Origin of the sequence: Cryobacterium sp. PH31-L1 (assembly GCF_030063145.1) — a bacterium.
Lineage (GTDB): Bacteria > Actinomycetota > Actinomycetes > Actinomycetales > Microbacteriaceae > Cryobacterium.
Genome location: NZ_JASISM010000014.1, coordinates 1 through 25,344 on the forward strand (window position 1 = coordinate 1; position 25,344 = coordinate 25,344).

General features: G+C 62.7%; 21 protein-coding genes and 1 pseudogene. 7 read left to right on the forward strand and 15 right to left on the reverse strand.

The genetic code is table 11. The features are described 5' to 3' along the window. Positions 1-340, forward strand: a 340-nt coding sequence (locus QMF22_RS16780) for an integrase core domain-containing protein (RefSeq protein ID WP_283455749.1), incomplete at its 5' end; no start/stop codon positions are given. A gap of 123 nt (positions 341-463) precedes the next feature. Here QMF22_RS16780 and murJ read toward each other — a convergent pair. Then, the gene (gene murJ / locus QMF22_RS16785; protein ID WP_283455751.1) at positions 464-2,041 is read right to left on the reverse strand and encodes a murein biosynthesis integral membrane protein MurJ; all 1,578 of its coding nucleotides are present in this window, start codon (positions 2,039-2,041) and stop codon (positions 464-466) included. Between the two features lie 250 nt (positions 2,042-2,291). On the opposite strand from murJ, the gene QMF22_RS16790 reads away from it, so the two are divergent. Beyond that, positions 2,292-2,963, forward strand: coding sequence for an NYN domain-containing protein (locus QMF22_RS16790; RefSeq protein ID WP_283455789.1), 672 nt, complete (start codon positions 2,292-2,294; stop codon positions 2,961-2,963). 298 nt (positions 2,964-3,261) lie between these two features. Here QMF22_RS16790 and QMF22_RS16795 read toward each other — a convergent pair. From QMF22_RS16795 to QMF22_RS16805, 3 genes and pseudogenes are all read right to left on the reverse strand, one after another. Beyond that, positions 3,262-3,842, reverse strand: a pseudogene (locus tag QMF22_RS16795) (recombinase family protein). A 277-nt stretch (positions 3,843-4,119) separates the two neighbouring features. Beyond that, complete coding sequence (locus QMF22_RS16800; RefSeq protein ID WP_283455753.1) at positions 4,120-4,806, reverse strand: DUF8453 domain-containing protein; 687 nt, start codon at positions 4,804-4,806, stop codon at positions 4,120-4,122. A 44-nt stretch (positions 4,807-4,850) separates the two neighbouring features. Further along, positions 4,851-5,693, reverse strand: coding sequence for a hypothetical protein (locus QMF22_RS16805; protein ID WP_283455755.1), 843 nt, complete (start codon positions 5,691-5,693; stop codon positions 4,851-4,853). A 282-nt stretch (positions 5,694-5,975) separates the two neighbouring features. Between QMF22_RS16805 and QMF22_RS16810 the strand changes: the two genes are divergently transcribed. From QMF22_RS16810 to QMF22_RS16830, 5 genes are all read left to right on the forward strand, one after another. After that, a complete protein-coding gene (locus tag QMF22_RS16810) occupies positions 5,976-6,209 on the forward strand; it encodes a hypothetical protein (RefSeq protein ID WP_283455756.1) in 234 nt (77 codons plus the stop codon). Between the two features lie 987 nt (positions 6,210-7,196). After that, positions 7,197-9,080, forward strand: coding sequence for a type I restriction-modification system subunit M (locus QMF22_RS16815; RefSeq protein ID WP_283455758.1), 1,884 nt, complete (start codon positions 7,197-7,199; stop codon positions 9,078-9,080). After that, the gene (locus QMF22_RS16820; protein WP_283455760.1) at positions 8,980-9,204 is read left to right on the forward strand and encodes a hypothetical protein; all 225 of its coding nucleotides are present in this window, start codon (positions 8,980-8,982) and stop codon (positions 9,202-9,204) included. The genes QMF22_RS16815 and QMF22_RS16820 overlap by 101 nt, the downstream gene beginning before the upstream one ends. Next, a complete protein-coding gene (locus QMF22_RS16825; protein WP_283455762.1) occupies positions 9,201-10,451 on the forward strand; it encodes a restriction endonuclease subunit S in 1,251 nt (416 codons plus the stop codon). The genes QMF22_RS16820 and QMF22_RS16825 overlap by 4 nt, the downstream gene beginning before the upstream one ends. Further along, entirely contained in the window at positions 10,451-13,519 is a 3,069-nt protein-coding gene (locus QMF22_RS16830; RefSeq protein ID WP_283455764.1) for a type I restriction endonuclease subunit R, read from the forward strand. Before QMF22_RS16825 ends, QMF22_RS16830 begins: the two co-directional genes overlap by 1 nt. A gap of 295 nt (positions 13,520-13,814) precedes the next feature. Here QMF22_RS16830 and QMF22_RS16835 read toward each other — a convergent pair whose 3' ends face one another. The 11 genes from QMF22_RS16835 to QMF22_RS16885 all read right to left on the reverse strand — a co-directional run bounded on the left by QMF22_RS16835 (position 13,815) and on the right by QMF22_RS16885 (position 25,115). Further along, the gene (locus tag QMF22_RS16835; protein WP_283455766.1) at positions 13,815-14,576 is read right to left on the reverse strand and encodes an HNH endonuclease; all 762 of its coding nucleotides are present in this window, start codon (positions 14,574-14,576) and stop codon (positions 13,815-13,817) included. Positions 14,577-15,049: 473 nt separating this feature from the next. Next, positions 15,050-15,460 carry a hypothetical protein gene (locus tag QMF22_RS16840; RefSeq protein ID WP_283455768.1) on the reverse strand — a complete coding sequence of 137 codons (411 nt, stop codon included), beginning with the start codon at positions 15,458-15,460 and terminating at the stop codon, positions 15,050-15,052. A gap of 163 nt (positions 15,461-15,623) precedes the next feature. Continuing rightward, positions 15,624-16,283 (reverse strand): hypothetical protein, encoded by a 660-nt coding sequence (locus tag QMF22_RS16845; RefSeq protein ID WP_283455770.1) that lies wholly within the window; start codon positions 16,281-16,283, stop codon positions 15,624-15,626. A gap of 424 nt (positions 16,284-16,707) precedes the next feature. Beyond that, positions 16,708-16,950, reverse strand: coding sequence for a glutaredoxin family protein (locus QMF22_RS16850; RefSeq protein WP_134441859.1), 243 nt, complete (start codon positions 16,948-16,950; stop codon positions 16,708-16,710). Positions 16,951-17,206: 256 nt separating this feature from the next. Further along, the gene (locus QMF22_RS16855) at positions 17,207-18,268 is read right to left on the reverse strand and encodes a hypothetical protein (RefSeq protein ID WP_283455775.1); all 1,062 of its coding nucleotides are present in this window, start codon (positions 18,266-18,268) and stop codon (positions 17,207-17,209) included. Between the two features lie 4 nt (positions 18,269-18,272). Then, positions 18,273-19,748, reverse strand: a complete 1,476-nt coding sequence (locus tag QMF22_RS16860; protein WP_283455777.1) for a putative type IV secretion/conjugal transfer ATPase — start codon at positions 19,746-19,748, stop codon at positions 18,273-18,275. Next, positions 19,745-21,415, reverse strand: coding sequence for a hypothetical protein (locus QMF22_RS16865; RefSeq protein WP_283455779.1), 1,671 nt, complete (start codon positions 21,413-21,415; stop codon positions 19,745-19,747). Before QMF22_RS16865 ends, QMF22_RS16860 begins: the two co-directional genes overlap by 4 nt. Continuing rightward, positions 21,412-22,818 (reverse strand): hypothetical protein, encoded by a 1,407-nt coding sequence (locus tag QMF22_RS16870; protein ID WP_283455781.1) that lies wholly within the window; start codon positions 22,816-22,818, stop codon positions 21,412-21,414. Before QMF22_RS16870 ends, QMF22_RS16865 begins: the two co-directional genes overlap by 4 nt. Positions 22,819-22,874: 56 nt before the next feature. After that, a complete protein-coding gene (locus QMF22_RS16875; RefSeq protein WP_283455783.1) occupies positions 22,875-23,570 on the reverse strand; it encodes a lipocalin/fatty acid-binding family protein in 696 nt (231 codons plus the stop codon). 8 nt (positions 23,571-23,578) lie between these two features. Further along, positions 23,579-23,908: a pilin gene (locus QMF22_RS16880; RefSeq protein WP_283455785.1), complete on the reverse strand. Its 330-nt coding sequence runs from the start codon at positions 23,906-23,908 to the stop codon at positions 23,579-23,581. A gap of 19 nt (positions 23,909-23,927) precedes the next feature. After that, positions 23,928-25,115 carry a hypothetical protein gene (locus QMF22_RS16885; RefSeq protein WP_283455787.1) on the reverse strand — a complete coding sequence of 396 codons (1,188 nt, stop codon included), beginning with the start codon at positions 25,113-25,115 and terminating at the stop codon, positions 23,928-23,930. Positions 25,116-25,344: the final 229 nt, after the last annotated feature.

The following is a 25,344-nucleotide window of genomic DNA, read 5'->3' on the forward strand; positions in this document are numbered from 1 at the left end:
CTCCCAACTCGTCCACCACAGCGACCGGGGCGTGCAGTATCGAGCGGTGCGCTACACCGAACGCCTCGCCCAGGCCGAAGCCGTCGCGTCCGTCGGGTCCAAGGGCGATAGCTACGACAACGCCATGTCCGAGGCGCTGAACTCACTTTTCAAAGCCGAACTCATCCGCAACCGCGGCCCCTGGTTCGGGATCGACGACCTCGAGATCGCCGTCGCCGAATACTTCGATTGGTTCAACCAACGGCGCCTCCACGGCGAACTCGGCCACATCCCACCCATCGAAGCCGAAACCAACTTCTACACCCACCAGCCCGCCATCACCCAGATGAAACGGGCCTAACCGAGCCTCCACAAAACCCGGGGCTTGACAAGTAGCGCACCCCTGACGACCACCCTCAACGGGATTCCCGTTGGAGGTATCCGAGCATGGCGTGTCGGGTCGCCGGGACGGTACTTGCTGCGGCTACCGCCGGAGGTCGTTGATGGTGCGGTCGCCTAAGAGCCAGCTGATCCCGACAAATACCCCGCTGACGATCGAGGATGCGAGGAGGAAAAGCAGGGCCTGTCCGATGAAGCTTGATGGCGTGCCGATGATCGTCGTCGTGGCCAGCCCGGCTGCGGCGCTGGCCATCGCCGTCGCCAGGAGCCGGCTGAGACCCCACACCGCGTCTGGCCTGGACTCGGATTCGTGTCCGCGGTTTCGGAACGTTCGTCGAAGTAGGACGTGAGCTGTCGACCATCCGACGATGTTGGCGATCGAGATGCCGGCGGCGATTCCGATCACGGTCAGCTGTGGGGGAAGCAGTATCGCTGCTGCCAGCGCACCGGCTGCAGAGAGCAGGGCGATGGTGAGTTGTGTGATGAATGGGCCTCGAGCGTCTTGCAGAGTGAACGATGTGCGGTTGAGGACGTAGGCCTGGCTGAAGCCGACGAGGCCGACCGCCAGCACCTGCAAGATATGGCCGATTAGGGGCGTGCCAAAGATCGCCTCCGTCAAGATCGGCCCGACGGCGACGAATACTGCCGCGGCGGCGAGTGACACATACGCGACCGGTCGAAGCGCGAGAGTAGACAGGGACTCGACTTCAGCCAGGCTGTTACGTGCGGCCGCGCCGCTCATGCGTGTGTACAGCGCCGTGGTCAATGACACGGTCACGATTCCATGGGGCAGAAGCATCAGCAGGTAGGCGATGGACAGGGAGTTCAGGCTCGGCCCGTCGATGCCCAACTGGTTGAGTGACTCGCCCGCGCCGTTGGCCACGTTCGCGGTCATCAGGTACGCCAGCTGACTGGCTAGTACCCCGGCCAGAGTCCAGCCAGCCAGCGAGGACATGCGGCCGAGACCCGCAAAGCCCCATCGGAAGCGCAGACGGAAACCGATGCGACGCAGCGGAATCAGCAACAGCAGAGATTGGACGGCGATGGCCAAGGTCGCGGCCCCGCTGAGGACCGCGACCATCAGCGGGCTCCACGAGTCAACGTTGCCCAGTCCGGAGGGCAGAGCGACGAGGAACACCAGGATGCCGGCGATGCCCACGACGTTCGATATTGCTGGGGCCCAGGCCGGTGCACCGAACACGCCGCGGGCGTTCAACACCTGCGACAACACAGCAAAGGCGATGAGAAAGAATATCTGCGGCAAACACCAGTACGCCATCGACGTGGCAAGCCCTAGCCACGTCGCGGACCACGTCGTGGCATAGATCCAGACGATGCCCGGCGCACACAGGGTGAAGACGACCGTGGCGGCGGCGCCTCCGAAAAGGATGATCGTCAGGAGGCGGTCAGTGTCGTCCTGTCCCGCGGGTCCCGCGTGCAGGTTCCGAACAATCTGGGGAACAAGTACAGCGCCGAGGACGCCTCCGGCGATCAGGGCTAACAGGTAGGTCGGTGCAGAGTTTGCGATTTCAAACGTTTGACCCGCGACGGCCGTGCTGGTTCCGCCGATGGCGGCCACCAGCAGAATGGCCTTCGCAAAACCCAGCGCCCTGGAAACTAGAGTCGCCGCCATCATCGAGCCGACCGCTCCACGAGCGCTCACCGTGCACGACCTAAACCACTGCTTCGGCGTCGACACCCGTCCCTATATTCCCCCATTCATCAAGATTCCCACAACTCAGGCCGGGTGCCACACTCACGTTCTCGCCCGCGCTCCATAGTGGTTTGCCTCTCGACGGAACCCTGCCTGGGCAGGACTAATTGTTGGGCGCTGACTGCCATGCTTGTCACATGGCGAAACCGAACGATCTCCTCGCGGTCCTTGTCGACGCTGATAACGTGCCCCGGCAAAGATCGGCGCAGTCCTCGCCGAGGTCGCACGTTTCGGGACTGCCTCGGTCAAGCGGGTTTACGGCGATTGGACCAAGCCGAACCTGAGCAGTTGGAAGCCAATTGCGAGCGAGCACGTGATTCAGCCGATGCAGCAGTTTGCCAATACGATCGGCAAAAATGCGACCGACAGTGCACTGATCATAGACGCCATGGACCTGCTCTACACTCGCCGCTTCCACGGGTTTTGCATCGTGTCATCCGACAGCGACTTCACCCGTCTCGCGTCCCGCATCCGCGAAGAAGGCGTCACCGTCTATGGGTTCGGAGAGCGGAAGACACCCGAAGCGTTCCGCAACGCGTGCGATCAATTCACCTACCTCGACGTACTCGAAGAGCATGCAGCGGAGATCACCTCCGCAGCGCTCACGCGCGTTCCGCCCCCGAAACTGCGAAGCGACACGAAGCTCATATCCGGTCTACGGACGAGTGTCACCACAGCATCAGGAGAAGACGGATGGGCAAACCTTGCCACGGTGGGCCAGCTAATGCGGAAGCAACAGCCCGACTTCGACTCACGAAACTGGGGCTACGCAAAACTTTCCGACTTGGTTCGAGCGGCGGAACTCTTCCTCATCGAGACCAGACCCACCGGTGGACTGCAGGTACAAAACAAAAAGAAGAACGGTGACTGACCTGGTCGCGACCGAGACAAGAGCACGCGCGCTGTAGTCGGTATTCATTCAGACCGACTGCCGGACTCAGTGCGACCGCCCGGAAGACGGACCTCCAACGGGACGGCACACCCGACGAACACGTATCGCGTCGCGCCAAATGCAGGCTGGGACCTTCATGCCCGTATGCCTCGCCCGAGAAAATGCCCGGTGAAGGGGGGCCAACCGGGGCAAGAAGTAGTTGCATCGACGCCGCCGGCCGCCCCCTAGTCGCCGCACGTTCTTCAACGCCAATAATGCGACTGTCCCCACCCGAGCGTCACGAACCGAGTTCGGAAATTCTCCGATACAGAGTGGCGCGCGACATACTCAGATCGCGCGCGACCTGGGTTGCGGATTCACCGGCGTTGACCAGGCGGCGCGCGTTCAGGATTTGGCTTTCGGTGAAGCGTGGGCGGCGCCCGCCTAGATCCTTGCCTGCCGCGCGACGTTTATTTACACTGTCCACGATGCGTTCGCGTGTGATCGCCAGTTCCATTTCGGCCAGCGCCGCCATGACGGTGAAGGCCATGCCGCCCATCGGCGCACCCGTGTCCACGTCTCCCCCGCCCAGGTTCAACACACGGAGCGCAGCCCCGCGGGTCCGCAGCACCCCGGCGAGCTCGAGCATGTTTGCTGTCGACCTCCCCAAGCGGTCAAGCGTGGTGACGACGAGGGTGTCGTCCTCCTGCAAGGCGTCGAGGCCGCATCAAATTCCGGACGCCGTGCCCGCCCGCCGCTGACTCCATGATCGACATAGACGTCGTCCTTGCGAATGCCGGCGGAAATCAGATCCATGATCTGCCGATCCGTAGCCTGACTCTTGGTCGAAACCCGCGCATACCCAATCAGCTTCGCCATTGACGCCTCCAGATGTCTCACAACTGTCATTTCCTACGGAAATCCTCGAACTGCGTAAAAACACACGTTGCGAGACACGCCGGCTCTTAGCCTTTCCGGGGTTGCCAGTGCCCTCATCGCTGTCACCGAGCGGACGTGCGCACCGGATGTCTGCAGGATTGCATCGCACCGATCTGTCTCGTCAAACTGTCTCGCAGCCCACGGGTTGTGAGACACGACGCTCTGATAAGCCGATGGATCTACAACCTAAAGAGATTGGTTGCGATAGGGGGCCGAACTACCGACGGATTTCTGCAAGGTTGGCAGCGATCGCTCGAAGTACGTGCAAGAGGTTTCTGCTCTGTGTCTCGGGTGATGCGCCCTGAGCAGTTGCGCCGATGCTTGGCATCGGTATGAGCTTCGGATATTCCGTTAAGTCGTACTCGATCGAGTCTGCGTAGTTACGCACCGGTCGGTCATCACCCGGAGCCCAGTCATAGACGATTGCGATACCGGCAGCGACCGGGGTGCCCATGTGTCCCCGTGGCGATGAGTTCTTGTCAGCCGGAATCTGCCAGAACACCCTTCGACGCGCTCCCGGCGCGAGATCGAAGCCTGTCGCGAACAGCCGCCCCAGCGCTTCACCGATCACGTCACCGTCTGACTGCGCTCGGAAGGTATCGCCTACGAGGCTCATTCGAATGTCGCGTGCGGTTGTGCGCCCATGGTTCTCAATAATGATGTCCATTGAGCCTGCACCCGCGAGCCCAGGCACGATGTCAATTCCAACGTAGGGACGAGTCTGGGCTTCGCTGTTCTGCGCCTCTTGAATCGCAGTCTCTCGCATCTGCCGTGAGGTGAGCCGCAACTGCACCACGGTGAACACGATCGCCGCTAGGGCAACGACGACACCGACGAGAGTCGCGATCGCCTCGATCCACGACGGAACTAGGTCGGCAGGAGTTTCAGTCGCAATCATCCACATGGACCCAAGCTAACGTCGCGCACCGACATCGCCGATCACGCTGGTCAGTTTCGCCCTCGCGGAAAGCCGCGCCGGCTGCGCAATTGCGAGTCTGGCTGAGCCCAGTGAACGAAAATCTCGCTGTAGTAAGGGAGTGGCTGCCGAGCGTTGTTCAGACGCCAGATCGTCTTCGTTAAGAAGCGCAGGGGACGTAGCGCGAGCAGCATTCCTTCGACTCCGATCCAGGCGTCCTCGTAGTTCTGGGCGACGACGCGTTCCAAATTTCCAAGGCTATCTCCGCTTAACGCGTTGAAGTTCGTGAGAATCGGAAGTCCGCTAGCGTCGAGGTGTCGTGCTAAAGCGAGGTGCTCTTGTTCCTTTTCGCTTGGCATCCGGCGGCGCTTCTCCGGCGCGTGTGACTTCACGAGGTCGACCCATCTCGACACGGGATCATCAATGAAGTCACCATCACCCTGCACCATGCGGTTGATGTTGTAGTAGCGGTCTGTGCGCGCAAACTTCGTCAGGAAATCAACCACCGCCTCGGAGCCAGTGTTCTCGGAAGGAGCATCCTCCAGCTCGACCTGACGCTCACTCGCGACCTCTTCGACCCGCTCCAGCAACCGTCGAAGGTCATGCCCGTAGCTTTTGAGCATCCCGGTGTCTGGAAACTGTGACGTGCGCGCATAGTGATCGGATACAAGGATCAACTTCGCGATTCGCTCAACACCATTCGACAGGCCAAAAAACGCTTCGAACGCACGACCTGGGTCGTTATACGACAGCCTTCGGATCGAGGTCATTCCACCGCACAGCAACGACTCCGCTAAGTACGCCTCCTGAAGCACGGCACGCTCAATCGCAGTCTGCCCACGCGGCTCGGGCCTGAAGAGGTCAAGGTCGCTCACATCCCTACGGTATTGCACACGCGCCACCCGATCACATTCGACCCATAGGGTGTGGACATGGGGATAGATGAGCGGGAAGTAAGGTCGACGGTAGACGATGTTGTCTTCGCTATGCGCCGCATCCCACGGTCTGAAGCGAAGTTCCCCCTGATCTCGTGGCCTGCAGGGTGTTGTGAGCAAGCGGCTTGTGCGCTTGCAGCCGTCCTGGGGGACCGCGGGCCTGGCAACTGGGTAATGGTCAGCGGGCACCACGGCGATAAAATCAGCGGACACTCTTGGTTGGTGATGAAGGACGACTTTGGCTATGACTTCTTCAGCATCGACGTCACGCTCCATCAATTCCCCGAGGTGTCATCTCAGCCGTTCGTTCACTCCGGTTCCTCACCAGCCCGAGCTTGGTTAGACCAGCGCGTCACCGAGTCGCGTGTCTGGGACTGGCATTGGCTCGGCAACGAGCAGCAGCCGTTCCGTACGACGATCCGGCAGGTTCGCGAAGCGCTGGGCCCACTGTCGTGACCGAGATACCCAGCTCAAGACTACGAGTCTCCGAATGACCTGCAGGGTATACAGACCAGCCCCCCGACGGACGTGGGCGGATGCGACTTATTGCCCCGTAGTGTCGGGCACATGATCAACATTTCCAGCAGCAACATAAGCGACGCTTTCAACGACTGCGCCCTTTTGTCAGCGGCGGTTAGGAATTGAGCCGGTATCGACGGTGAAAATTGAGCCACGTGTTGTGAGTTCATTGTGCCGCGTTTCCGGCGCGGACTGAAGGTAGCGATTCGATGCGGGTATTGAGCTGCCGAGCCGGGCCCGGTCGATGCGCCGGTCTGCGTCGTTCGACGCTGGTACTCTTACAGCTATGCAGCGTGAAGTTGGTTTCATAGCTCAGTATGAAAGCGGCACCTGTACGGGGTGCGGTGCGCCGATCCAGGTAGGCCAGGAAATCGCGACCTCCTGGGCCGGGCGGGTGACGCGTTATCACCACATTGAGCCATGCCCTGGCGCGACTCCGATCACGTGCAGCATCTGTGACGGCAATTGGTGGGAATGTGATTGCCCATGAGTGCCGTCGTGGTGTGAATGTCGGACAGATTGGGTCGTAGCGTCCAGCGCGATCGACCGTGCTCTTTATCGCTGCTCAGGGCATCCCTATCCTGAGTCCCGCTGACCTCACCCTCGATCTCCCCATTTCGCAGAGGCCGAGATGCCCTCCGGGCGGCCAGCAGCCGGAGTGAATCGCTATACCTCGGAGCGTGCGGGAGACCGAGTCTTAAGCAAGCCCTAGGCCAGCTCGCGATGATCAACCCCTCCTGCATCAAGCCCATTTTCACCAATTCCCAACACGTAATTACAGGACTTGACGGGCTCTCGTCCGGCTCGCAGTCGCCTTGAAATTGGGTGTGTCGACTCACGCATGGGCTAAAACGAAGTCAATGTCGCTCCCTGCAAATAGGCTGGTCGGAGTTTCATCAACTCAGGGGGAAGTGCACAAGAACCATGACGGACACCACCATCGACACCACAGCCGGAGCGAAGAACAACGGGGCGTTCCTGTGGTCCATCGCTAATCTGCTGCGCGGCACCTACAAGCAGGCCGACTACGGCAAGATCATTTTGCCGTTCACCATCCTCCGCCGCCTCGATGCCCTGCTCGAGCCGACCAAGCCGCAGGTGCTCGACAAGTTCAACGCCCTCAAAGACTCAAACGCCGCGCTCGACTACATTCTGCCCACGGTCTCGGAGCAGGCGTTCTTCAACACGAGCCTGTACACGCTCGGCACCCTCAGCGGCGACCCCGCCAACCTCAAGGCCAACCTGCTGAACTATGTCGACGGGTTCTCCGCCAATGTGCGCGACATCTTCGACCGGTACAAGTTCGCCGAACAGGTCTCCTACCTCGATGAGAACGACCTGCTCTTTCTCGTGCTGCAACGCTTCGCAGCGGTGGACCTGCACCCCGACCGGGTGAGTAATACGGAGATGGGCCTCATTTTCGAAGAACTCATTCGCAAATTCGCGGAGTCCTCCAACGAGACCGCCGGAGAGCACTTCACCCCGCGCGAGGTCGTGCGCCTCATAGTAAGCCTGCTGTTCACCGAACACCCCGACGAAGACCCGGCAACGTCGCTCACCGTGCCCGGAGCGGTGCGCACCGTGTACGACCCGACCGCCGGCACAGGCGGCATGCTCAGCGTCGCCGACGACTACGTGCGCGACCACTACCCGAACGCCTCACTCACCCTGCTCGGCCAGGAACTCAACGCCGAGTCCTTCGCCATCGCCAAAGCCGACATGGTGATCAAGGGCCAGAACGTGGAGAACATCATCTGGGGCGACACCCTCACCAATGATGGCTTCGTGGGCAAGACCTTTGACTATGGAATTTCCAACCCGCCCTTCGGAGTCGAGTGGAAGAAACAGCAGGAGTTCGTGCAGAAAGAGTACGACCTGCACGGCTTCGACGGTCGCTTCGGCCCCGGCCTCCCCCGCGTCTCCGACGGGTCGCTGCTCTTTTTGCTGCACCTGGTGAAGAAGATGCGGCCCAAGTCGCAGGGCGGCGGCCGTGTCGGTATCGTGCTGAACGGCAGCCCGCTGTTTACCGGCGGGGCAGGCTCTGGCGAGTCGAACATTCGCAAGTATGTGCTCGAGAACGACCTGCTCGACGCGATCATTGCGATGCCTACCGACATCTTCTATAACACCGGTATCGCCACCTACATCTGGATTCTCGACAACGACAAACCGGCCAGCCGTCAAGGCCGTGTGCAGCTGATCGACGGCACCGACCAGTGGGTCAAAATGCGCAAGTCCCTCGGCAGCAAACGCCGCGAGATCAGCGCCGAGCAGATCAGTCACCTCGTGGGTCTCTACGGCAACTACGACGAGCCGGCCGAGGCCTCCAAAATCTTCAATACCGCAGACTTCGGCTACACCACCATCACCGTCGAACGCCCCCTGCAACTGAACTGGGCCTGCGCCACAGAGCGCATCGACAGCGCCGTCACCGTGAAGGCCCTCGCCAAGCTGACGGATGCCAACCGCACCACCCTACGCACCGCGCTACTTGCGCAGGGTGCGGTCAGTGCCGAACCCACCAGCGCCGCGACCGCGTTCACCAAGCTGATCAAGAAGACCCTGACGGATGCCGCGCTCACCCTCACCGCGCCGCAACTGAAAGCCGTCATCGCGGCGCACCCAATCCTGCGCCGCCACCGCGCCGGTGGTGACGGATGCCAAGGGCAAACCAGTGGCCGACACGGACCTGCGCGACACCGAGAACGTGCCCCTCAGCGAGAACATCGACGACTACATCGCCCGCGAGATCGCCCCGCACGTCGACAACTTCTGGGTCGACCGCAGCAAAGACAAAATCGGCTATGAGATCCCGTTCACCCGCCACTTCTACAAATACGTGCCACCCCGCTCCCTCGAAGAGATCGACACCGACCTCAACCAGCTCGTCCGCGAGATCACGGTGCTGCTAGGGCAGGTGGAACGCGCGTGAGTGTGGTCCGGACACCCGTTTCCCGACTTGGGGAATTCGTCAACGGTCGGGCATTTAAACCCGATGATTTCACTGAGGAAGGTTTACCGGTTGTCCGGATTCGAGAACTTCTGAATCCAAGCGTTGAACCAGATCGCTTCTCAGGATCCGTTGCACCACAAAATCTTGTGAAGGATGGGGATCTTCTCTTCGCGTGGTCCGCAACACTTGCCGTGCGGTTTTGGACGCGGGGTAACGCAATTCTGAACCAGCACCTGTTCAATGTTTATCCGCATGCCAACGTATCGAAGGCGTTCCTTCGATGGGCTCTCGAACATGCGATTGAAGAACTTGCCGGACACATGCATGGTTCGGCAATGACGCACATAACACGAGAGATGCTAAAGGATGTCTCCGTGGATCTCGCTTCAATACAGGAGCAGCAGCAAATTGCAGAGTATCTGGATCGTGAGACCGGGCAGATTGACGAACTCATCACCAAGCAGGAGCAACTGGTCGCCACGCTGACCGAGCGCCGCCAAGCCGTCATCACCCAGGCCGTCACCCGCGGCCTCGACCCCACCGTTGGATACAAGGATTCAGGAATTGTTTCCGTTCGAGAAATCCCGAGCCATTGGATTTCGACGCTCATAAAGCATCTCACTGTGCCGGGTCATTCGTCGGTAAAAGCTGGTCCGTTTGGAAGCCATCTGACAGCTGCGGATATGGCCGAGTCGGCGGTGAAAGTTTACAACCAGCGCTCCGTTCTCAGCGGTGATCCGTCGGTCGGTTTGGAACGGGTTTCAAATTCTAAATATGCAGAGTTGAACACGTTTGCGACTGGACCCGGAGACTTTCTAATCACGACGCGTGGCACCATTGGACGTGCTTTGCAGCTTCCTGCGAACGCAGAGGAAGGGATAATCCACCCTTGTCTCATTAGGGTGCGCCTGAATGAAAAGAGAGTTGTCCCGAATCTCCTTCTTCGCCTCTTCAACGAAACTGATCTGCTTCGAAACCAATTCGTCCTTGCAAGCAACGCGACGACCATTGAGGTCATCTATTCCAGCGCACTCCGGGAATGTCGTATCGCTTTACCGCCGGACCTCGCCGAGCAGGTCGCGATTGACGACTTCCTAAAAATAGCCACCAAGAGAATCGATGCCCTCGTGACCAAGGCGAAGCTTGCTGTGTCACTGCTCCGCGAACGGCGCCAAGCCCTCATATCCGCAGCGGTAACCGGCAAGATCGACGTGAGAGGCCTCTGATGGCACAGCACAACGAGAAGCCGTTCGAAGAAGAGATTGCGCTGTACTTGCAGTCGCAGGGTTGGCTCTATTCCCCGACCAGTGCCGGTTACGACAAGCAGCGGGCCCTGTTTCCGGAGGACGTGTTCGGCTGGTTGGAGGATACCCAGCCGATCGCGCTGCACAAGGTGGTGAACCCGGCCGATAACGCCATCGCGCAGGCAAAGGGCCGTGAGCAGGTGCTGACCCGCCTGGCGAAGGCGCTGGATCGTCCGCTCGATGCGCAGGGCGGAACCCTGTCCATTTTGCGGCGTGGTTTCAGTGATGCGCCGCTGAAGTTTCGGATGGCGCAGTTCAAGCCGGCGGATGGCCTGAACCCGACAACATCCGCTGATTATGGTTCCATGCGGTTGCGGGTGATGCGGCAGGTGTATTACTCGAGTGCGAATACGAACAGTATCGATCTGGTGCTTTTCGTGAACGGGCTGCCGGTGGCGACGCTGGAGCTGAAGACAGATTTCACCCAGTCGGTGCAGGATGCCATCAGCCAGTACCGCATGGATCGGGCGCCGAAGGGTGAACCGTTGCTTTCATTCGGGCACCGAGCACTGGTGCATTTCGCCGTGTCAAATTCTGAGGTGCATATGACCACGCACTTGGAGGGGCCGAAAACGTTCTTCCTTCCTTTCAACCAAGGGAACGACGGTCGGGCGGGGAACCCTTTGAACCCAGCCGGTTCGCCGACGTCATATCTGTGGGAACGGGTGCTGCAGAAGGATGCCTGGCTGGGGATCTTGGGTTCCTTCATGCACCTGCAGGTGGAGAAGACCACCGACCCGGTGACCGGTGTGGTCGAAAAGAAAGAAACACTTCTGTTTCCGCGGTTTCACCAGTGGGAATCGGTCACGAAACTCATCAATGCTGCCCGCACCGAGGGGCCCGGGCACCGGTATTTGATTCAGCACTCGGCCGGCTCGGGCAAGACCAACTCCATCGCGTGGACCGCGCACCAGCTTTCCACCCTGCACAATGCGCAGGGCAAGAAGGTGTTCGATTCGATCATCGTGATCACCGACCGTACGGTGCTCGATGACCAGTTGAAGGAAGCGATTCGGCAGGTTGATGCCAAGAGCGGTGTCGTTGTCGGCATCGATTCGAAGATCAGCGGGTCGAAGTCGGCCCAGCTGACGGATGCGTTGACGTCCGGCGCGCAGATCATTGTCGTGACCATTCAAACGTTCCCGTTCGCCCTCGACGCGATCAAGAAGTCCGGCGCTTTGGCGGGCCGCAACTTTGCGATCATCGCCGATGAAGCACACTCCTCCCAAACCGGCACCACCTCGAACAAGGTGAAATCGGTGCTGAGCTCGGAGGAACTCGCTGACCTCAACGACGGCGGAGAAATCGACGTGGAGGCCGTACTGGCGGCCGAAATGGAGTCCCGGGCGGCAGCAGCCAACATTTCGTATTTTGCGTATACGGCCACGCCAAAAGCAAAGACGCTGGAGCTGTTCGGGCGACGCCCGACCCTGGACGCATTGCCGCAGGCGTACCACCTGTACACGATGCAGCAGGCGATCGAAGAGGGCTTCATTCTCGACGTGCTGAAGAATTACACGCCGTATAAGGTCGCGTTCAAGCTCGCCCACAACGGTCAGGAGTATGACTCCGAGGGGCCGCTGGTGGAAAAGAGCGAGGCGGTGAAAGCGCTCATGCAGTGGGTGAAGTTGCACGATTTCAACATCACCCAGAAGGTGGCGCTGATCGTGGAGCATTTTCGCGAAAACGTCGGCTGGCGCCTGAACGGCAAGGCAAAGGCGATGGTCGTCACCGGCAGCCGCAAGGAAGCCGTGCGCTACATGCTCGCTTTCGAGGAATACATTAAACGCACCGGGTACACCGACATTCGCGCGTTGGTCGCGTTCTCCGGCGAGGTCACAGACCGAGAATCCGGGCCGGACCCGTTCACCGAGGTGAACATGAACCCGGGGCTCAAGGGCCGGTCGTTGCCCGAAGCGTTCAAGACGCCCAGCTACCAGCTGATGCTCGTGGCCAACAAGTTCCAGACCGGCTTCGACCAACCGCTGCTGGTGGCCATGTACGTCGACAAGAAACTCTCCGGGGTCATGGCCGTGCAAACCCTGTCCCGGCTCAACCGCACCGCGAAAGGGAAAGACACCACCTTTGTGCTCGACTTCGTGAACGAGCCCGACGTGATCTTGGAGTCCTTCGAGCCCTACTACCGGGACGCACGGCTCAGCGCGACGAGCGATCCGAACCTGGTGACCGACCTGCGGGACAAGCTGGACGCATCCGGTATTTATGAAGAATTTGAAGTGGATGCCGCCGCTCGCGCCGAGCTCACAACAAGCCCCGGCAATAGCGCTCTGACCGCTGCGGTCGGCCCCGGTAAGAGCCGGTTCAAGAAGCGCTACGAAGCAGCCGTGCTGGGTACTGACACGGAGGAAAAGGACCGACTCGAGAATTTTCGCTCGGACCTGACCGCGTTTATCAACGCCTACGACTTTCTCTCGCAGGTGCTCAATTATGAAGACACCGGGATCGAGAAACTCGCCATCTATGCCCGGGCATTGGCCCGGGTCATCCGCGCGGACACCCTGCACCAGGCGATCGACCTGACCGGGGTGGAGCTGATCGGATTCTCCATGCGCAAGAAGGACACCGTGCATATCAGCCTCGGGGCTGGCGGAGACCTGGACCCCCTGACGGCCACCGGCACGGCGAGCGTTCAGGAGATCAGCCTCGCCCACCTACTCGAAGCCGTCGAACAGCTCAATCAACTCTTTGACGGTGCGGACTTCACCGACTCGGACCTGATCGGCTTCTACACCCACGTGAAGGGTAAGGCGAAGGAGAACGGCAAGATCGCGACGCAGATCTCTGCCAACAGTGAACAGCAGTTCCTCGCCAGCCCCGATCTGAAGGGCTCAGTCGTCACCGCGATGGTCACCGCCACAGACAACTTCGCGGGCATGACCGCTGAAGCCCTCGGCAACGAAGAGAAGTTGTTGCGCTTGGTTGAGCTCATTGGCCGGGCGCTGTACCGGGATGAGCAGGCGGCGGCGTAGCACAGGGTGAGATGTTTTTCTGCGCCACCATACTGGGAAGCGCCGAGCACGGCTGATTCGTGTCCCTATCGGCAGCTGTCCGCATCGAGTAGGTGAGTGACCAGGCTGGTCAGGTCGTAGGTGCCCGCTTTTGCAGCGTGGAGGATCGCCCTCCTTCTACGGCGCGTCCTCCAAATCAATGATTGGCTCAGCGAATTGTAGATATCGGCGGAAACGCTACTTGCCTCTTCGGCTTGCCCGATAGGCGATCCGCGCAGAGGCACGCGGACCTTCTGCGGCGAGTTGGTAAAGCGTTCTAGGGTTCGACGATTTTGCTGTTTTCGCGAAGCTCTGCCTCGGTAAGTACCCAAAGGTACGCGACGGGCCACGGCGACGGAGGGGCAAGGCCACCCGTAATGGTGCGAGTAACGCGGCGGCCGCATACGACTAGTCCATGGACGAGGACGGCGTCCAGCAACTCTTGAAGTGCCTGCTGCGCCTCACGCACGGCCGCGAAGCCACGATCCTGGACGGCACCGGAAATGTCTGACCAGCCGCCGGCCGCGTCCAGCAGTGCGTCCGATGCGCGCGTCGCCGCAGGATCGACCTCGCTTTCAACAGTCCGCAGGTATCTCGTACCCGCACCCGCCAAAAGGTCCCAGATCTGCTGTCCTTTAGCGAGCGCCTCCAGCGGAACGGAGTCTTCATCTGGTGCCTTCACGATCCGGATTGGTTCAGCCGTAGGCTCACCGACGAATCGATCGGATGCCCACTTTTCGTGGTTCAACTTGGTGCTGCGCAGAAAACTGACGGTGAACACATCTGCCTGTTCATCGACTCGCTTGTGATCGTCCGCGCAGAGCAAGATCAAGTTGTCATATCCATCTATGTCAGCGCGGTCGCCATCGCGGCCGCGTGGACCATCTTCACGCTGCGCAATAATGTGCGCCTCCTCGCCGAGGATCAGCCCCGGTGATTCGGCGCTGTTAGCATCTACCGTTAACGATTTGCGACAAATCGCGCAAGCGTTGTGCGCTCGGCTCCAGAGCAGCTTTCGCGTTTTACTCGAGACGCTCAATCCGTTGCCCCAAGTTGACCGTCGTCTGCGATTTCGGGTTCAACGGTGGGCCGGAGTTTAACTGGATTGACATTGACCGAGGAAATGCGTGTCATACGTACATTGTGGCTTATGGTGAACCCGCCTGACAGATTGAACCCTGATCCGAGACGCATTCTCTGTTTAGCGCGTCGCTACAACCTCGACCCAGCCCATGGAATGAGGCTTCGATGCTTTCGGTAAACCGGTCGACGTGGACAGATATAGGCTTGATCGTGATTGTTTCGGTGAGGCGGAGGGCCAGCTCAATCGCAAAGCTGAGACTGTCGCGGTGCTCTGCTCGCATCTGAGGTCGATGTTTGTGGTCGTCGACGACGTCGACGGGAGCTTAAAAGTGCTTTTGCGGATTCCCGAACCGGTCAGGTTCAGGCTCCGACGGATTCCACCGGATGTTAGTGGGGCTAGGTCTCTGCCTCCGTCCGTGAGAATGACCGCTACCGTCGGATTCGATGACTCGCCAAGTGTTCTCTTCTACGGTCGGAAGGCGTGACCGACGGTGGGTCTTCCAGGGACTTGGCGAGTTGAACGTCCTCGTCCCCATCATCGCCGATGCCATCGAGGAGCAGGGGCATGAAGCGGGTGAGGGCGGCGAACCCGCTGGCCTGGTCTGGGTACACGCCGAGCGACACCAAGTGTGTGCTCCCGTTCGAGGTAGTCAGCTCCACGCACGGATAGTGCTCTTCCGGGGCGATACCCTCGCGCACCGCGTCCGCGAAGGTGTTGCTGTCGAGCTGTTCCTCGATCGAGACGACCTGGTCGAGGTTGATCCAGACGTCGTCAGCGCCGATGACCGGTCGAGTGCGGTCGTGTCCGTAGGTGGTGACGGCCAGTTTGAGAAAACGCATGAAGGTCCTTCCGTGATGGGTAGGCCTTGACGCTAAGACGCGGAAACCTGTGGCCGCCGGCGCCCAGGGCGATCTGTGGATAACGTCGCGCGGTGGGGGTGTGTGAGGGGGCGTTCCCCCCTCACCGGGTGAGACCGCCGCCTTGCTGCGGTCTCACCCGGTGTTAGTGGCTGGTGCTATCGAGGGCGGCGAAGGCGATTTCCAATGCACGGTCGTAGCTGATTCCGGCGGGTCGGATCGTGCCGGGCACAAATCGTTGCGACTTGGGCAGTCGAAGCGTCCCTGCATATCCTTCGGGAGCGTCTTGCAGGGGCCCATAGCCGGGCTGCAGAAGCAACCACTGATTGAAAGGCTGGTCGGCGTCGCGGAGGACAGCCGCACGAAACTTCGCGGTCGGGTTGAGGCACAGAACCCAGAAGCGGTCGGCTTGGCCTCGTGCCGTGAGGCGTTCACTCACCGGGCGGGGCGTCACCCCGGGGGCCGGCAGGCGCTTCATTGTCGCGGCGTGTACGTAGAGACGGAGGCGGGAATCGTCGCGAACGGGAATGTCGTTAAGTGCTGCTTCGGCCGCGCGTTCAGCACGTCGCGCGGCGCGGTGCGCGGCGCTATCATCTGCGTGGATTCGGGACCACTCTGTTGCTTCGATGACGCAGCAGATGAGGTTCCAGTCGTAGCTGTAGAACCGGATGAGGGCGTCACGGTCGCGCTGTCTGTAAGTGCCGGTTGCCGCGTATCGGGCGAAGAATGCGTTGGCTGCTTTACGGTCGGCTGCTATGTCATCGCTGGTGCGTTCGGGACGGGTGGTGACGGGGAACTGGTGCATGATTCTCTCCGCTCAACTGATTTTTTTGCCTGGCTGGCAAGAGAATCGATAGAGAGCGGGAGTGCCGAAGTGCGCGGCTGGTCGGGGGAAATAAGGGAGCTTGCGACCGCGCCCGAGCAGGTGGGCACGTAGGCACGGGAGCGAACTACGATGACCGGCCAGACAGACAAAAAAACGACAAGGCGTCCGCGTAGCGGTCCGAGGACCCGCAGGGTCTCCCCCGGGGGCCCCACGGGGTTGCATTTGGTGTCAGCCGGCGTTGCCGAGGTACGACCGCTGATTCACGAGGTTGAGCACGCCGAGGTTTACGAGCTCCCGCGTCGAGCGATGATCACCCTGCTGGTCGCCCTGCGGCGCGCGCTTGGTCGCTTCCCTGCCAGACGCGTGGCCCTGCTACCGCAGGCCTCGTCGATCGGTTCGGTGGTTAGTGGCCGATTTTGGCGATGAGGTCGGGTCGGAAGCCGGCCCAGTGGTTGTGGTCGTCGATGACGACGATGGGAGCGCTGCTGTAGCCGAGTTCGTCTTGCACGTAGGTGAGGGCGGCGGGTGTTTCGGTGAGGTCGACGACGGTGTAGCTGATGCCCTGCTTGTCGAGGGCGAGTTTGGTCATCCGGCAGGGTTGGCAGTTCGGTTTCGTGTAGACGATGACGCCGACTGTTTCGTTCATCGCGGGGCTCCTTTCACTCACGTCTTGGGGGTGGTGCTGTTCGGTAGCGGAGGTTCGCTGTGCCCGGGAGGGAGCGACCATTAGTGCGGGACCGAGCGGTGGGGCCAGTGGGTGAGGAAATAAGCGACCGGAGGGAACGCCGAGCCCAGTTGTCCCACCGGTCGGCACACCGTGCGCACGTTGGTCAGCGCCAGCCCGGGCCAGCAGTCTCCTCGAACGAACAGACACCACCCCTGACGTTGGTGGAGCGGCGCGGTTAGCCAACGGTCATCGGATCAGCGGTGAACGCGACATCCAGGTGCAGGTGATTGCAGGTGTCGTCGAACTCGGTGAAGTGCACCACCGCCAAACGGATGCCCGCCTCCCGCCGACACCGAGCCTGCCCGATCCGCGCCCCGGTGGGCATGACCGGGTCGAGCAGGCCGATCAGGCGGAGGGACTGACCGTCGGCGCCGGTGAGGCTGCGGCCGCCGAGGGAGTAGAAGTCGACGGCGCCTCCGCCGCCGTTGATCCAGTGTGACGACTGGGTGCCGGCGCCGAGGAGTTGCCCGGTGCATTTGCGGTTGATGTCGCTGACGCCGACCTGGTGAAACTGGTTCACGGCCAGGACCATCACCTGCAGGATGCGGGTGTCGATCCCGCAGTCCGGGACGGTCTGCCCGCTGGCGATCCACCGGATCTCCTTTAAATGGTCAGGGACGAGTCCGCGCAGCTGCCCGTTGTCGGCCGCGGCGACGAGCTGCTGCGCCAGAGCGACCGCATCCCCGCCGACCCCGCACGCGCCGGCGGCACTGGCGGTCAGCGCGGTGACGACGTCGGTCGCCGGCGCGAAGAACGGTGCGTAGTGGTCCGGGTCGGCGTTGATCTGCACAGCGGATGCTGCCGCCGATGGCTTCATCGTCTCCCACCCCGGCAGCGCCACTAGGCGTTGGAAGAACAGCCGTGCTGCGGTGGCCGGGTCCATCCGCTCCGCCAGGGATACCCAGTTGGCGCGTTGCTGGAACAGGCCGCGGCTGTCCGGGCCGGCCGTGTCGCCGTGGTCGAGGTTGATCAGGCTGGACTCCCCCATCGCCGTCATCACGCCGAGGGTTTGTGCCTGGGCGGTGAGGCCGAGCTGGGCGCCGGCGTTGATGATGTCGGCAGCGTTGGCGAGCTGGTCGCCGCTATACCCCGCCACCGGGTCGTGCCCGGCGGCATCCGCTCGACTCACAGTCGCACCGGCGCAGGTGGTGCCGGTGCCGGAGGAGAGCGCGACGGTGCCGCCGACGGTCAGGAGCAGGCCGGTGAGGCTGGTGGCGAGCAGTTTGACCAGGCCCATGGTGTTAGAAGATGGTGCCGACGGACAGGCCCTCGTCGGTGTTGGTTAGCTGTCGCTCCCACTCGGAGCGGATGTGCTCCACGTGCGCTTCCGGGTGCGACCCATATTTGAAGATGTAATGCCCATCAGCCAGGTTCTCAATGGTGCGCGCTGTCTCCGGAGCGAACCCAAAGGTTTGCTGACACCAGAGGGCGTCTTCGGGGCGGGACTGCCGGTAAACAACAACGGTTTGGGCTTCCTGGATGATGGCCATGCCGGGTGAGTCCTTGGGAATGTCGGTGCCTTTGTGCATAACGAACACGTTCGAGATGCCCAGGCCCCGGGACAGCTTTTGGTTGGCTTTGATCAGCTGCGCCGACGGCCCGCCGATCATGTGCCAGCCCTCCTCATAAACGACCGTGGTGGCCGAGGTGCGTTCGCTGCGCAACCGCCCGAGCATCCACATGTTCCCGATCGCCATGACCACCGGCACCGCCGGGCCGTCATCGGGCAACTGCGAAATATCAAACGACGTCAGCTTGCCGCTGAGGTCCACCGTGGAGGAGGTTTCGCCGTCGAGGAGGCCGGCGTATTCGTCGAGCAACCCGTTCAACGTCCACTTCACCGACAGTCCGGCCTTGTGCAGGTCGTCGCGGGCGGTGACCGACAGCGTGCGGTAGTCCTCATCGTCGACGACGAGGCCGAGGTTCGGCAGCACGTCGGCGAGCACCGGAGCCCGGCCCTGCGCTTGGCCGACGGTACGGCGCAGGGCCGCGCGAAGGGCTTCTTCTTCCCAGCCGTTGAGGGGCTTATCTCCGCGAGCGATGCGGGTGACGATGTTCAGCAACCGAATCTGACCGTCGACGCCGGTGCCGCGGGCAATGGTCGGGTCGAGCAGGTTCAGGGTGGTGCCGGTGCCGTCGGTGGTGAACCGGATCGGTTCAAACCCGTAGTGCCGCACCACGTTGGAGTATTCGCCCTCGCCGCTCTGATCCTTCTTGTCAAAGACCACCCCACGCCGGCCCTGCAGCAGGAGGGGGCGGACGACGTAGTTGCATTTGGTGTGGGAGCTTTTGCCGGCGCCGACGTCGCCCATGACGATCACGTTCGGACTGGACACCTCGCGCGGCTCCGAGTTATACGCCGTCACCGGGTCGTGGGAGATCGTCGTGCGGGAGAGCACGTCGCGCCCGTTGACGACGCCGCGGGTGCCGGTCGGAGGGCCGATGAGCGCGGTGTTGAGGATCTCGGCCTGCCGCGTCGTCGTGGGCGCGCCGGCCAGCGCCGGAGCGTAGAAACCGCGGCGCGCCGCGGCCGCTTGGGTGCGCAGCGGTGTGCCGGGCAGTGCCCACGGCAGAATCTCCGCCGCCCCGCGGCTACCGGCCGCGTCGGTCCCGCCTGCCTCGTCGGCAGGGACTTCGACGGGCGGCGCGAAGTGGCGCAGCACGGGCAGCGCCCACAGCTTCGCGCGGGATGAATTGGTGTCGTTGGGTGTGGTCATGTGAGGGCCTCCTTGTCGGATTTGCCGGCCAGGCGGCTGTAGACGCGCGCCGAGAACGATGGCGCGGACGCGGCCAGGCCGCGGCCGATCGGCCACGTCGTACCCGACGCGGCGGCCTGATAGGAATCGAGCCAGTCCAGGCTTTCAATGCCCAGGCCGGTGGAGCAGGTTTCCTCGAGCTGCCGTGATGCTCGCGCCAGTTCTTCTCGGGAGCGGACGGAGATGGTTACGAACCCGATCCAGATGGCGCCGTGGTGCTGCGAGCCGGAGACGAGGTCTTGCCGGCGGCGTCGAGCGGCCGTCATGTGCACGTCGGTGTCGTCGGTGTCGAGCTGCCCGGCCTCCCTCCGGGAGAGGGCTTCGGCCGTGTCGCGGACCAGATCTTGCCGGGCAGCGACTTTTGCCTCCGACGCCGGCACGAGGTGCAGGTGGAAGCTGACCGAGCGGATGAACTGGATGTCCTTCCCGATCAGCAGGTCCAGCACCCACAGTTGGGTGCGGGCGGCGGTGGCGAGGGCTTCGGCGCGGATCGCGGCGGTGCGGTGCCACCACCGCACCGGCAGCCCGGTGAGCGGGTCTGTGCTGTCGACGATGTGCGCGGAGAATTCCTCCTCGGCGGGTTCGCCGACTCGGTTCGGGTGTACGTCGGCGACGAAGTCGATCGGCCGCGACGGGTTCTGCTGATGCCGCACCACCGCGGCCACCTGCCGCGCCGTCAGCACCTCCACCCGGCCAATCTTCGACTCCGCCAAACCACGCTGAGTCGAGGCGATCTCCTGCCGCATCAACGCCCGCCACCCGTCCCGCCCATCGCCGTATTTGCGAGCGGCGTCGATGAAGGCGGGGGTGAGCGGCCAGTTCACGGTAACGAAGTGGCGTTGCACCATCGCATCGTTCCCGGTTAGGCGTAGTACTTCTTCGTAGGAGGCGACCGCGTCGACCGGCGCAGCCGGGTCGAGGTTGTTCAGCACCCAGAATTCCTGCAACGCCGTATCGGCCGGCAGCACCCGAGTGGTGATCTGCACGTCTTGCACGAGAACGGAGGGGACGGCGCGGGCGGCGAGGAACGCACCCCAGCCGTGGGCGGCGCGCGCCATGACGCTGGCCGATTCGATCCCGCGCAGCTGCCCGCTGACGGTGAACGTCACCGACAGGTAGCTCTGCTCGCCCACGGGGGCGTGCCAGGCAATGCCGGGCTCACCGCGGCCGTATTGCAGCCAGCCGAGCCCGTCCGACCCGTCCGGGTTTGCCCGCATCGCCACCACCGCCCGGCCCGCCTCCGCAGCAGCCGCCCGGGCCGCCGCGCCCGTGGCGGCGCGGGCCTCGGCAAGAGCCTGCTGGAGCTGGTCCCACGCCCCGACCTCGTAGGGCACGAACCGGGTCGTGCCATCGTGACTGCGCTTCTTCCACCGGGCGCGCTTGCGGCGGCGGTCGACAATGGACCCGCGGTGCGTCTTGGCGGTGACCAGGAACGTCACTCCGCAACTGACCGCCGCTACCGCGAGGGCGGGCCAGCCAATCAGCGGGGTGAACACCATCCCGAACACGAGCGAGCAGGCCAGGAAGATGATCCGGGCGCGAGAGTGCGTCCCGCCGAAAAAAGAGCGGTGTCCACTCTCCCCGCCCAGATAACGGATGACCGTCCGGTTACGCAGGTCCGTCATCATGGGTGATCTCCTCCCAGAGTCGGGGTGTCATCCATCGACTCCGTCACCTGCTCCCCCGCCGTCTGCGCCAAATCCACGCCCTTCCCGACGACCTCGACACCCTTGTGCGCGGCGGCGATCCCCGCCGCCGCGATCAACGTCGGAACGCCGACAACCGCGCCCGCACCGGTCGCCGACTCCGCCGTCCCCGCGGCGGCAAGCCCGGTCTCAGCCGCGGCCGCGCCTCCGCCAGCAGCCGCACCGGCTCCGGCAGCTCCCGCCGTCGCGGTCGCCGTGCGACCAGCACCGATCGTCGCCCCCTCACCGGCCGCGCCAGTGCCGGCTGCGGCAGCAGCGGCGCGGTTGCCGATGACCTCCGACAGGCTGCCCGGAGCTGTCGAGGACTCCGAAACGCGCTCGGTCGTCGAATCCGTAGACTCTCTGGTGGTTGTTGAACTGGACCGATCCTGGCCGGAGGGTTGGCCGTAGCGTTCGCTGGCTTCAGTCATGTTCTGCGCCCCGATGTGCTTCCCAATGTCCACGGACGGACCGGTCGTGCCACCGAAGGCCATCGGAATGATCGGCGCGAACTTCATCAGCAGAAGCGGCGAGAGCGCAGCCATCAGCAGACCGATGATGGCCACCAAGAGCGACACCATCGATTGCAGACCGAAGTTGTTACCGAACGCGCTGAGCTGGTTCGCCGTCATCGAAAAGGCCAGACCCAACAGCAGGAACAGCAGCGGGTGCGCGGCGAGAATCCCAATCCACAGCGCGGCGATCTTCAAGCCGAAGGATCGCTTGTTCTTGTCAATGATCCACACCAGCCCAAGCGGCAGAAGCACCCCGGTGAAGTAGAGCGTCACCAGCTGCACCAACAGCATCAGCAGCACCAGGAAGAGGGCGAAGATCATGCAGATCATCAAGATGACGCCCATGACGATCCCGCCTGTGATGCCGACGGGGTCGGCCTGCTCAATCATGGAGCTGAACTGCCCGGTGACGGTCGTCGCCGTGCCGGTCAGGCCCGCTGCGACGAAAACGTCCGTCAGGGAGTGGAAGAAGTTGATCAGCATGATCCCGAACATCGGCCCAAACATGGCCCCGAGCAGGAACGTCCCAAAGTAAAGACCGACGGACTCAACCAAGTCGCGGCCCGCCTGAGCGCCGCGCGCCGTTCGGACGGCCTGCGGGATCAACAGCAACACGGCGACGAAGATTGCCGTGGCGAAGCTGATCTTGTAGGCGTTAATGAACCAGTCCGTAGTTAGGTCCGGCAGCGTCGCACTGGTCAACGCCGGCATGATGTCCCGACTCATGCCCGTCGCCGTGTCGCGGAGCATCTTGAAGGAGTTGCCCCACGGGTCCGACCAGTACGACACCACTCCGGCTGCCCCATTGATGGCGTTACCGATGCCGCCCACAAGATCTCCAAAAAATCCTGGGTCGTCACCGGGCGTGGTCGCCAAGCCCATCATCGTCAGCACCCGTTCGTGAAGGGTTCACCGATCGAGAACAAGTCCTCCGTCGTGCGTGTCCCTTCAGACTTCGCAAATTTCCACTCGCCGTTTTCCCAGCGCACGGTCACGGTAATCGATCCTTTCAACGTTGGGCTCATTGCCCCTTGCACGACGAGCCCCGTACCGATCGTGGCGACGACTTCATCGGTCGACGAGGATTCGATGTGCCACACACCAGGAATGGTCGACAGGTAGTATTCCGTCGCGTCCGGCACGAGCCCGCCTGAGACGTTCGGATTATTTGCGAAGAACTCTCGCAAATCTTTCGTAGGAACATCAGCGGCGAGACCACTTGCCGCGACGGAGTCCGCATCGTTCGACGGCGGGTAAGGGTACTGGTGTAGCCACCGCACGAAGGCCGCGGCGTACTCGACGGCTCCGCTGCTCGTGTGCGCTGCGGCTTGCTGGGCGGCGAGGACCATGGCGGCGTCGCGTGTTTCGCCACCGAGGCATCCGGTCGGTTCCGCATCGACCGGTGTTGTGCTCGGCGTCGCCGTGCTGGTCGCTGCCGGCGTTGTCGGGTCGGCTGTGGGTGTGTCGGTGCCGGCTTGGATGCCGAAGTAGACGGCGCCGGCAATGACGAGTGCGCCGATGAGAATGGCGGCGCCGACGATCCAGGGCCAGGTGCGGCGGGCGGGTGGTGCGGTCGCGTGCACGAGTGCTCCTATCCGAAGACGGCGAGGATGGCGCCGACGATCACCGCGAGGGCGGCCAGCACGCCGAGCGAAATCCCAGCCCACATGGCCTGGTTGCGGGCGGTTTTGTATTCGTTCGGGTTGCCGCCGCTGGAGGCGCTGGCCATTTTGATGATGCCGATGATCAGGAACACGATCGCCAGGATGATGCCGATCCCCCACACCCCGGCGAGGAGCTTCTGCCAAAGCAGGGTAAATTCCGTCCCGAAGATGGTGAAGTCCGGCAGGATGCCGTCCAGCGGGTTGTCAATCGTGCGCACGATGGTGCCCACGAGGGTGTGCAGGGAATCTGTGAGCATGGCGCTTCGCCTTTCGCGGCTATCGGACGGTGGCTTGCAGAGTACGCACGACGCCTGCCGCCGCCGCAGCGAAAGCGCGCCGCGTCGGCGGGGCGAGATGGCTGAGGGTGATCTGCCCGCGCTCAGCAATGTGCGGGTCGTAGGGGATGGTGAATACCTGCTCGACGCCGGCATCGGCGATGATCTGGTCGACCCGCTCGACGACCTGCTGGTTCTCCGGCCGCCCATCGGTCAGCCGCAGAATCGTGGCGTGGTCGGCCAGGCTTGCGGCCTTGCCGCCGGCCGAACGGAGCACGTCCAGCAGCGCGACCGCCTCCAAAACCGCGTCTCCGGCGTTGAACACCGGAATCACCAGCGCGTCCGCCGTGTCGACGGCGCCCTGGAACGCGGACGAGGACGGTTGGTTGCCGCTGTCCATGACGCGGATGCCGTAGTACTGGTCAACAACTGCCGCGACAGCCGTCACGTCGTCGTGGGTGAGGCGCGGCCTGCGACGGACGGTGCCGATCACGGAGGCGAACGAGGTTTGAGGCGCGGTGTAGCCGGCGAGCTGCCCGGCGCTAGCGATGGTGTCGACGTCGCGGACGAGTTCGCCCATGCCACGGGCAGGGTTCCCCTCCGCCCGGAACGACAGCGCACCGGGGTCGTCGGAGACCTCGAGGATGCACACCGATCCGCCGCGGGCGGCGGCGAGGACTCCGCCGGCGATGATCGCCGACGGAGTCTTCCCGACGCCGCCCTTCTGGTTGGCGACTAACACGCTCACCGCGCGGGTCCAGGTTGCCTGCCGGATCGTTTCCTCATCGCGGCGCAGCGCTCCGGCCTGCTCGCGCTCGGCCAGCTCCGCGGGCCCCGGCGTCATCGACAGCCCGAGGCGGGAGAGCATGCCTCGCAGGCCGCGCTGCGCGCCCTGCGCCGGTGGAGTGGTGGAGAGCAGTCCGAGGTTGTGGTCGGAGCCGCCGAACAGGTCGGCCAGAGCCGGTTCCGAGGGGCGTCCCGCCGGCCGCGGTGGCGTCGCGGTGGACGGTGTACCAGTCGCGTCGACGGCCCGGAACTCTGGGGCCGGCGCAGGCGGGCGATCGTTGGCGGGAGCATCCGCTTCGATGTAGCCCTGGGCTCGTGAGGCGCCGCGAAAGGCGGTGCTCACGGGTGGGTCGGTGTGCTGGCTCGTGGTCTGTGTCGTTGTTGCCTGATTCTGACTGGACACAAGAAAATCTCCCTCTCTAGGACTCGATACGGTGCTCGTCAATCACCACAACGACACAACGCGTGGAATCAGTCACGGGGTTGACCGGGCGTCGGCGGATTGCGGAATTTGTCAAGGCGAATGAGGCCAGTGGGAGTTTAGGCGGCTAGTTCGAGCCCGTCATTCTCGGTGGGTTTGTCGGTGGGTTTGTTGATCCATGCCGTCGCGGGAATGGACAGGATCTGTGGCG

Bases quoted from the DNA above. Each gene is read 5' to 3' on its own strand.
- QMF22_RS16800 (WP_283455753.1), bottom strand. From the start codon at position 4,806: ATGTGGATGATTGCGACTGAAACTCCTGCCGACCTAGTTCCGTCGTGG.
- QMF22_RS16815 (WP_283455758.1), top strand. From the start codon at position 7,197: ATGACGGACACCACCATCGACACCACAGCCGGAGCGAAGAACAACGGG.
- QMF22_RS16830 (WP_283455764.1), top strand. From the start codon at position 10,451: ATGGCACAGCACAACGAGAAGCCGTTCGAAGAAGAGATTGCGCTGTAC.
- QMF22_RS16840 (WP_283455768.1), bottom strand. From the start codon at position 15,460: ATGCGTTTTCTCAAACTGGCCGTCACCACCTACGGACACGACCGCACT.
- QMF22_RS16845 (WP_283455770.1), bottom strand. From the start codon at position 16,283: ATGCACCAGTTCCCCGTCACCACCCGTCCCGAACGCACCAGCGATGAC.
- QMF22_RS16850 (WP_134441859.1), bottom strand. From the start codon at position 16,950: ATGAACGAAACAGTCGGCGTCATCGTCTACACGAAACCGAACTGCCAA.
- QMF22_RS16855 (WP_283455775.1), bottom strand. From the start codon at position 18,268: ATGGGCCTGGTCAAACTGCTCGCCACCAGCCTCACCGGCCTGCTCCTG.
- QMF22_RS16860 (WP_283455777.1), bottom strand. From the start codon at position 19,748: ATGACCACACCCAACGACACCAATTCATCCCGCGCGAAGCTGTGGGCG.
- QMF22_RS16865 (WP_283455779.1), bottom strand. From the start codon at position 21,415: ATGATGACGGACCTGCGTAACCGGACGGTCATCCGTTATCTGGGCGGG.
- QMF22_RS16880 (WP_283455785.1), bottom strand. From the start codon at position 23,908: ATGCTCACAGATTCCCTGCACACCCTCGTGGGCACCATCGTGCGCACG.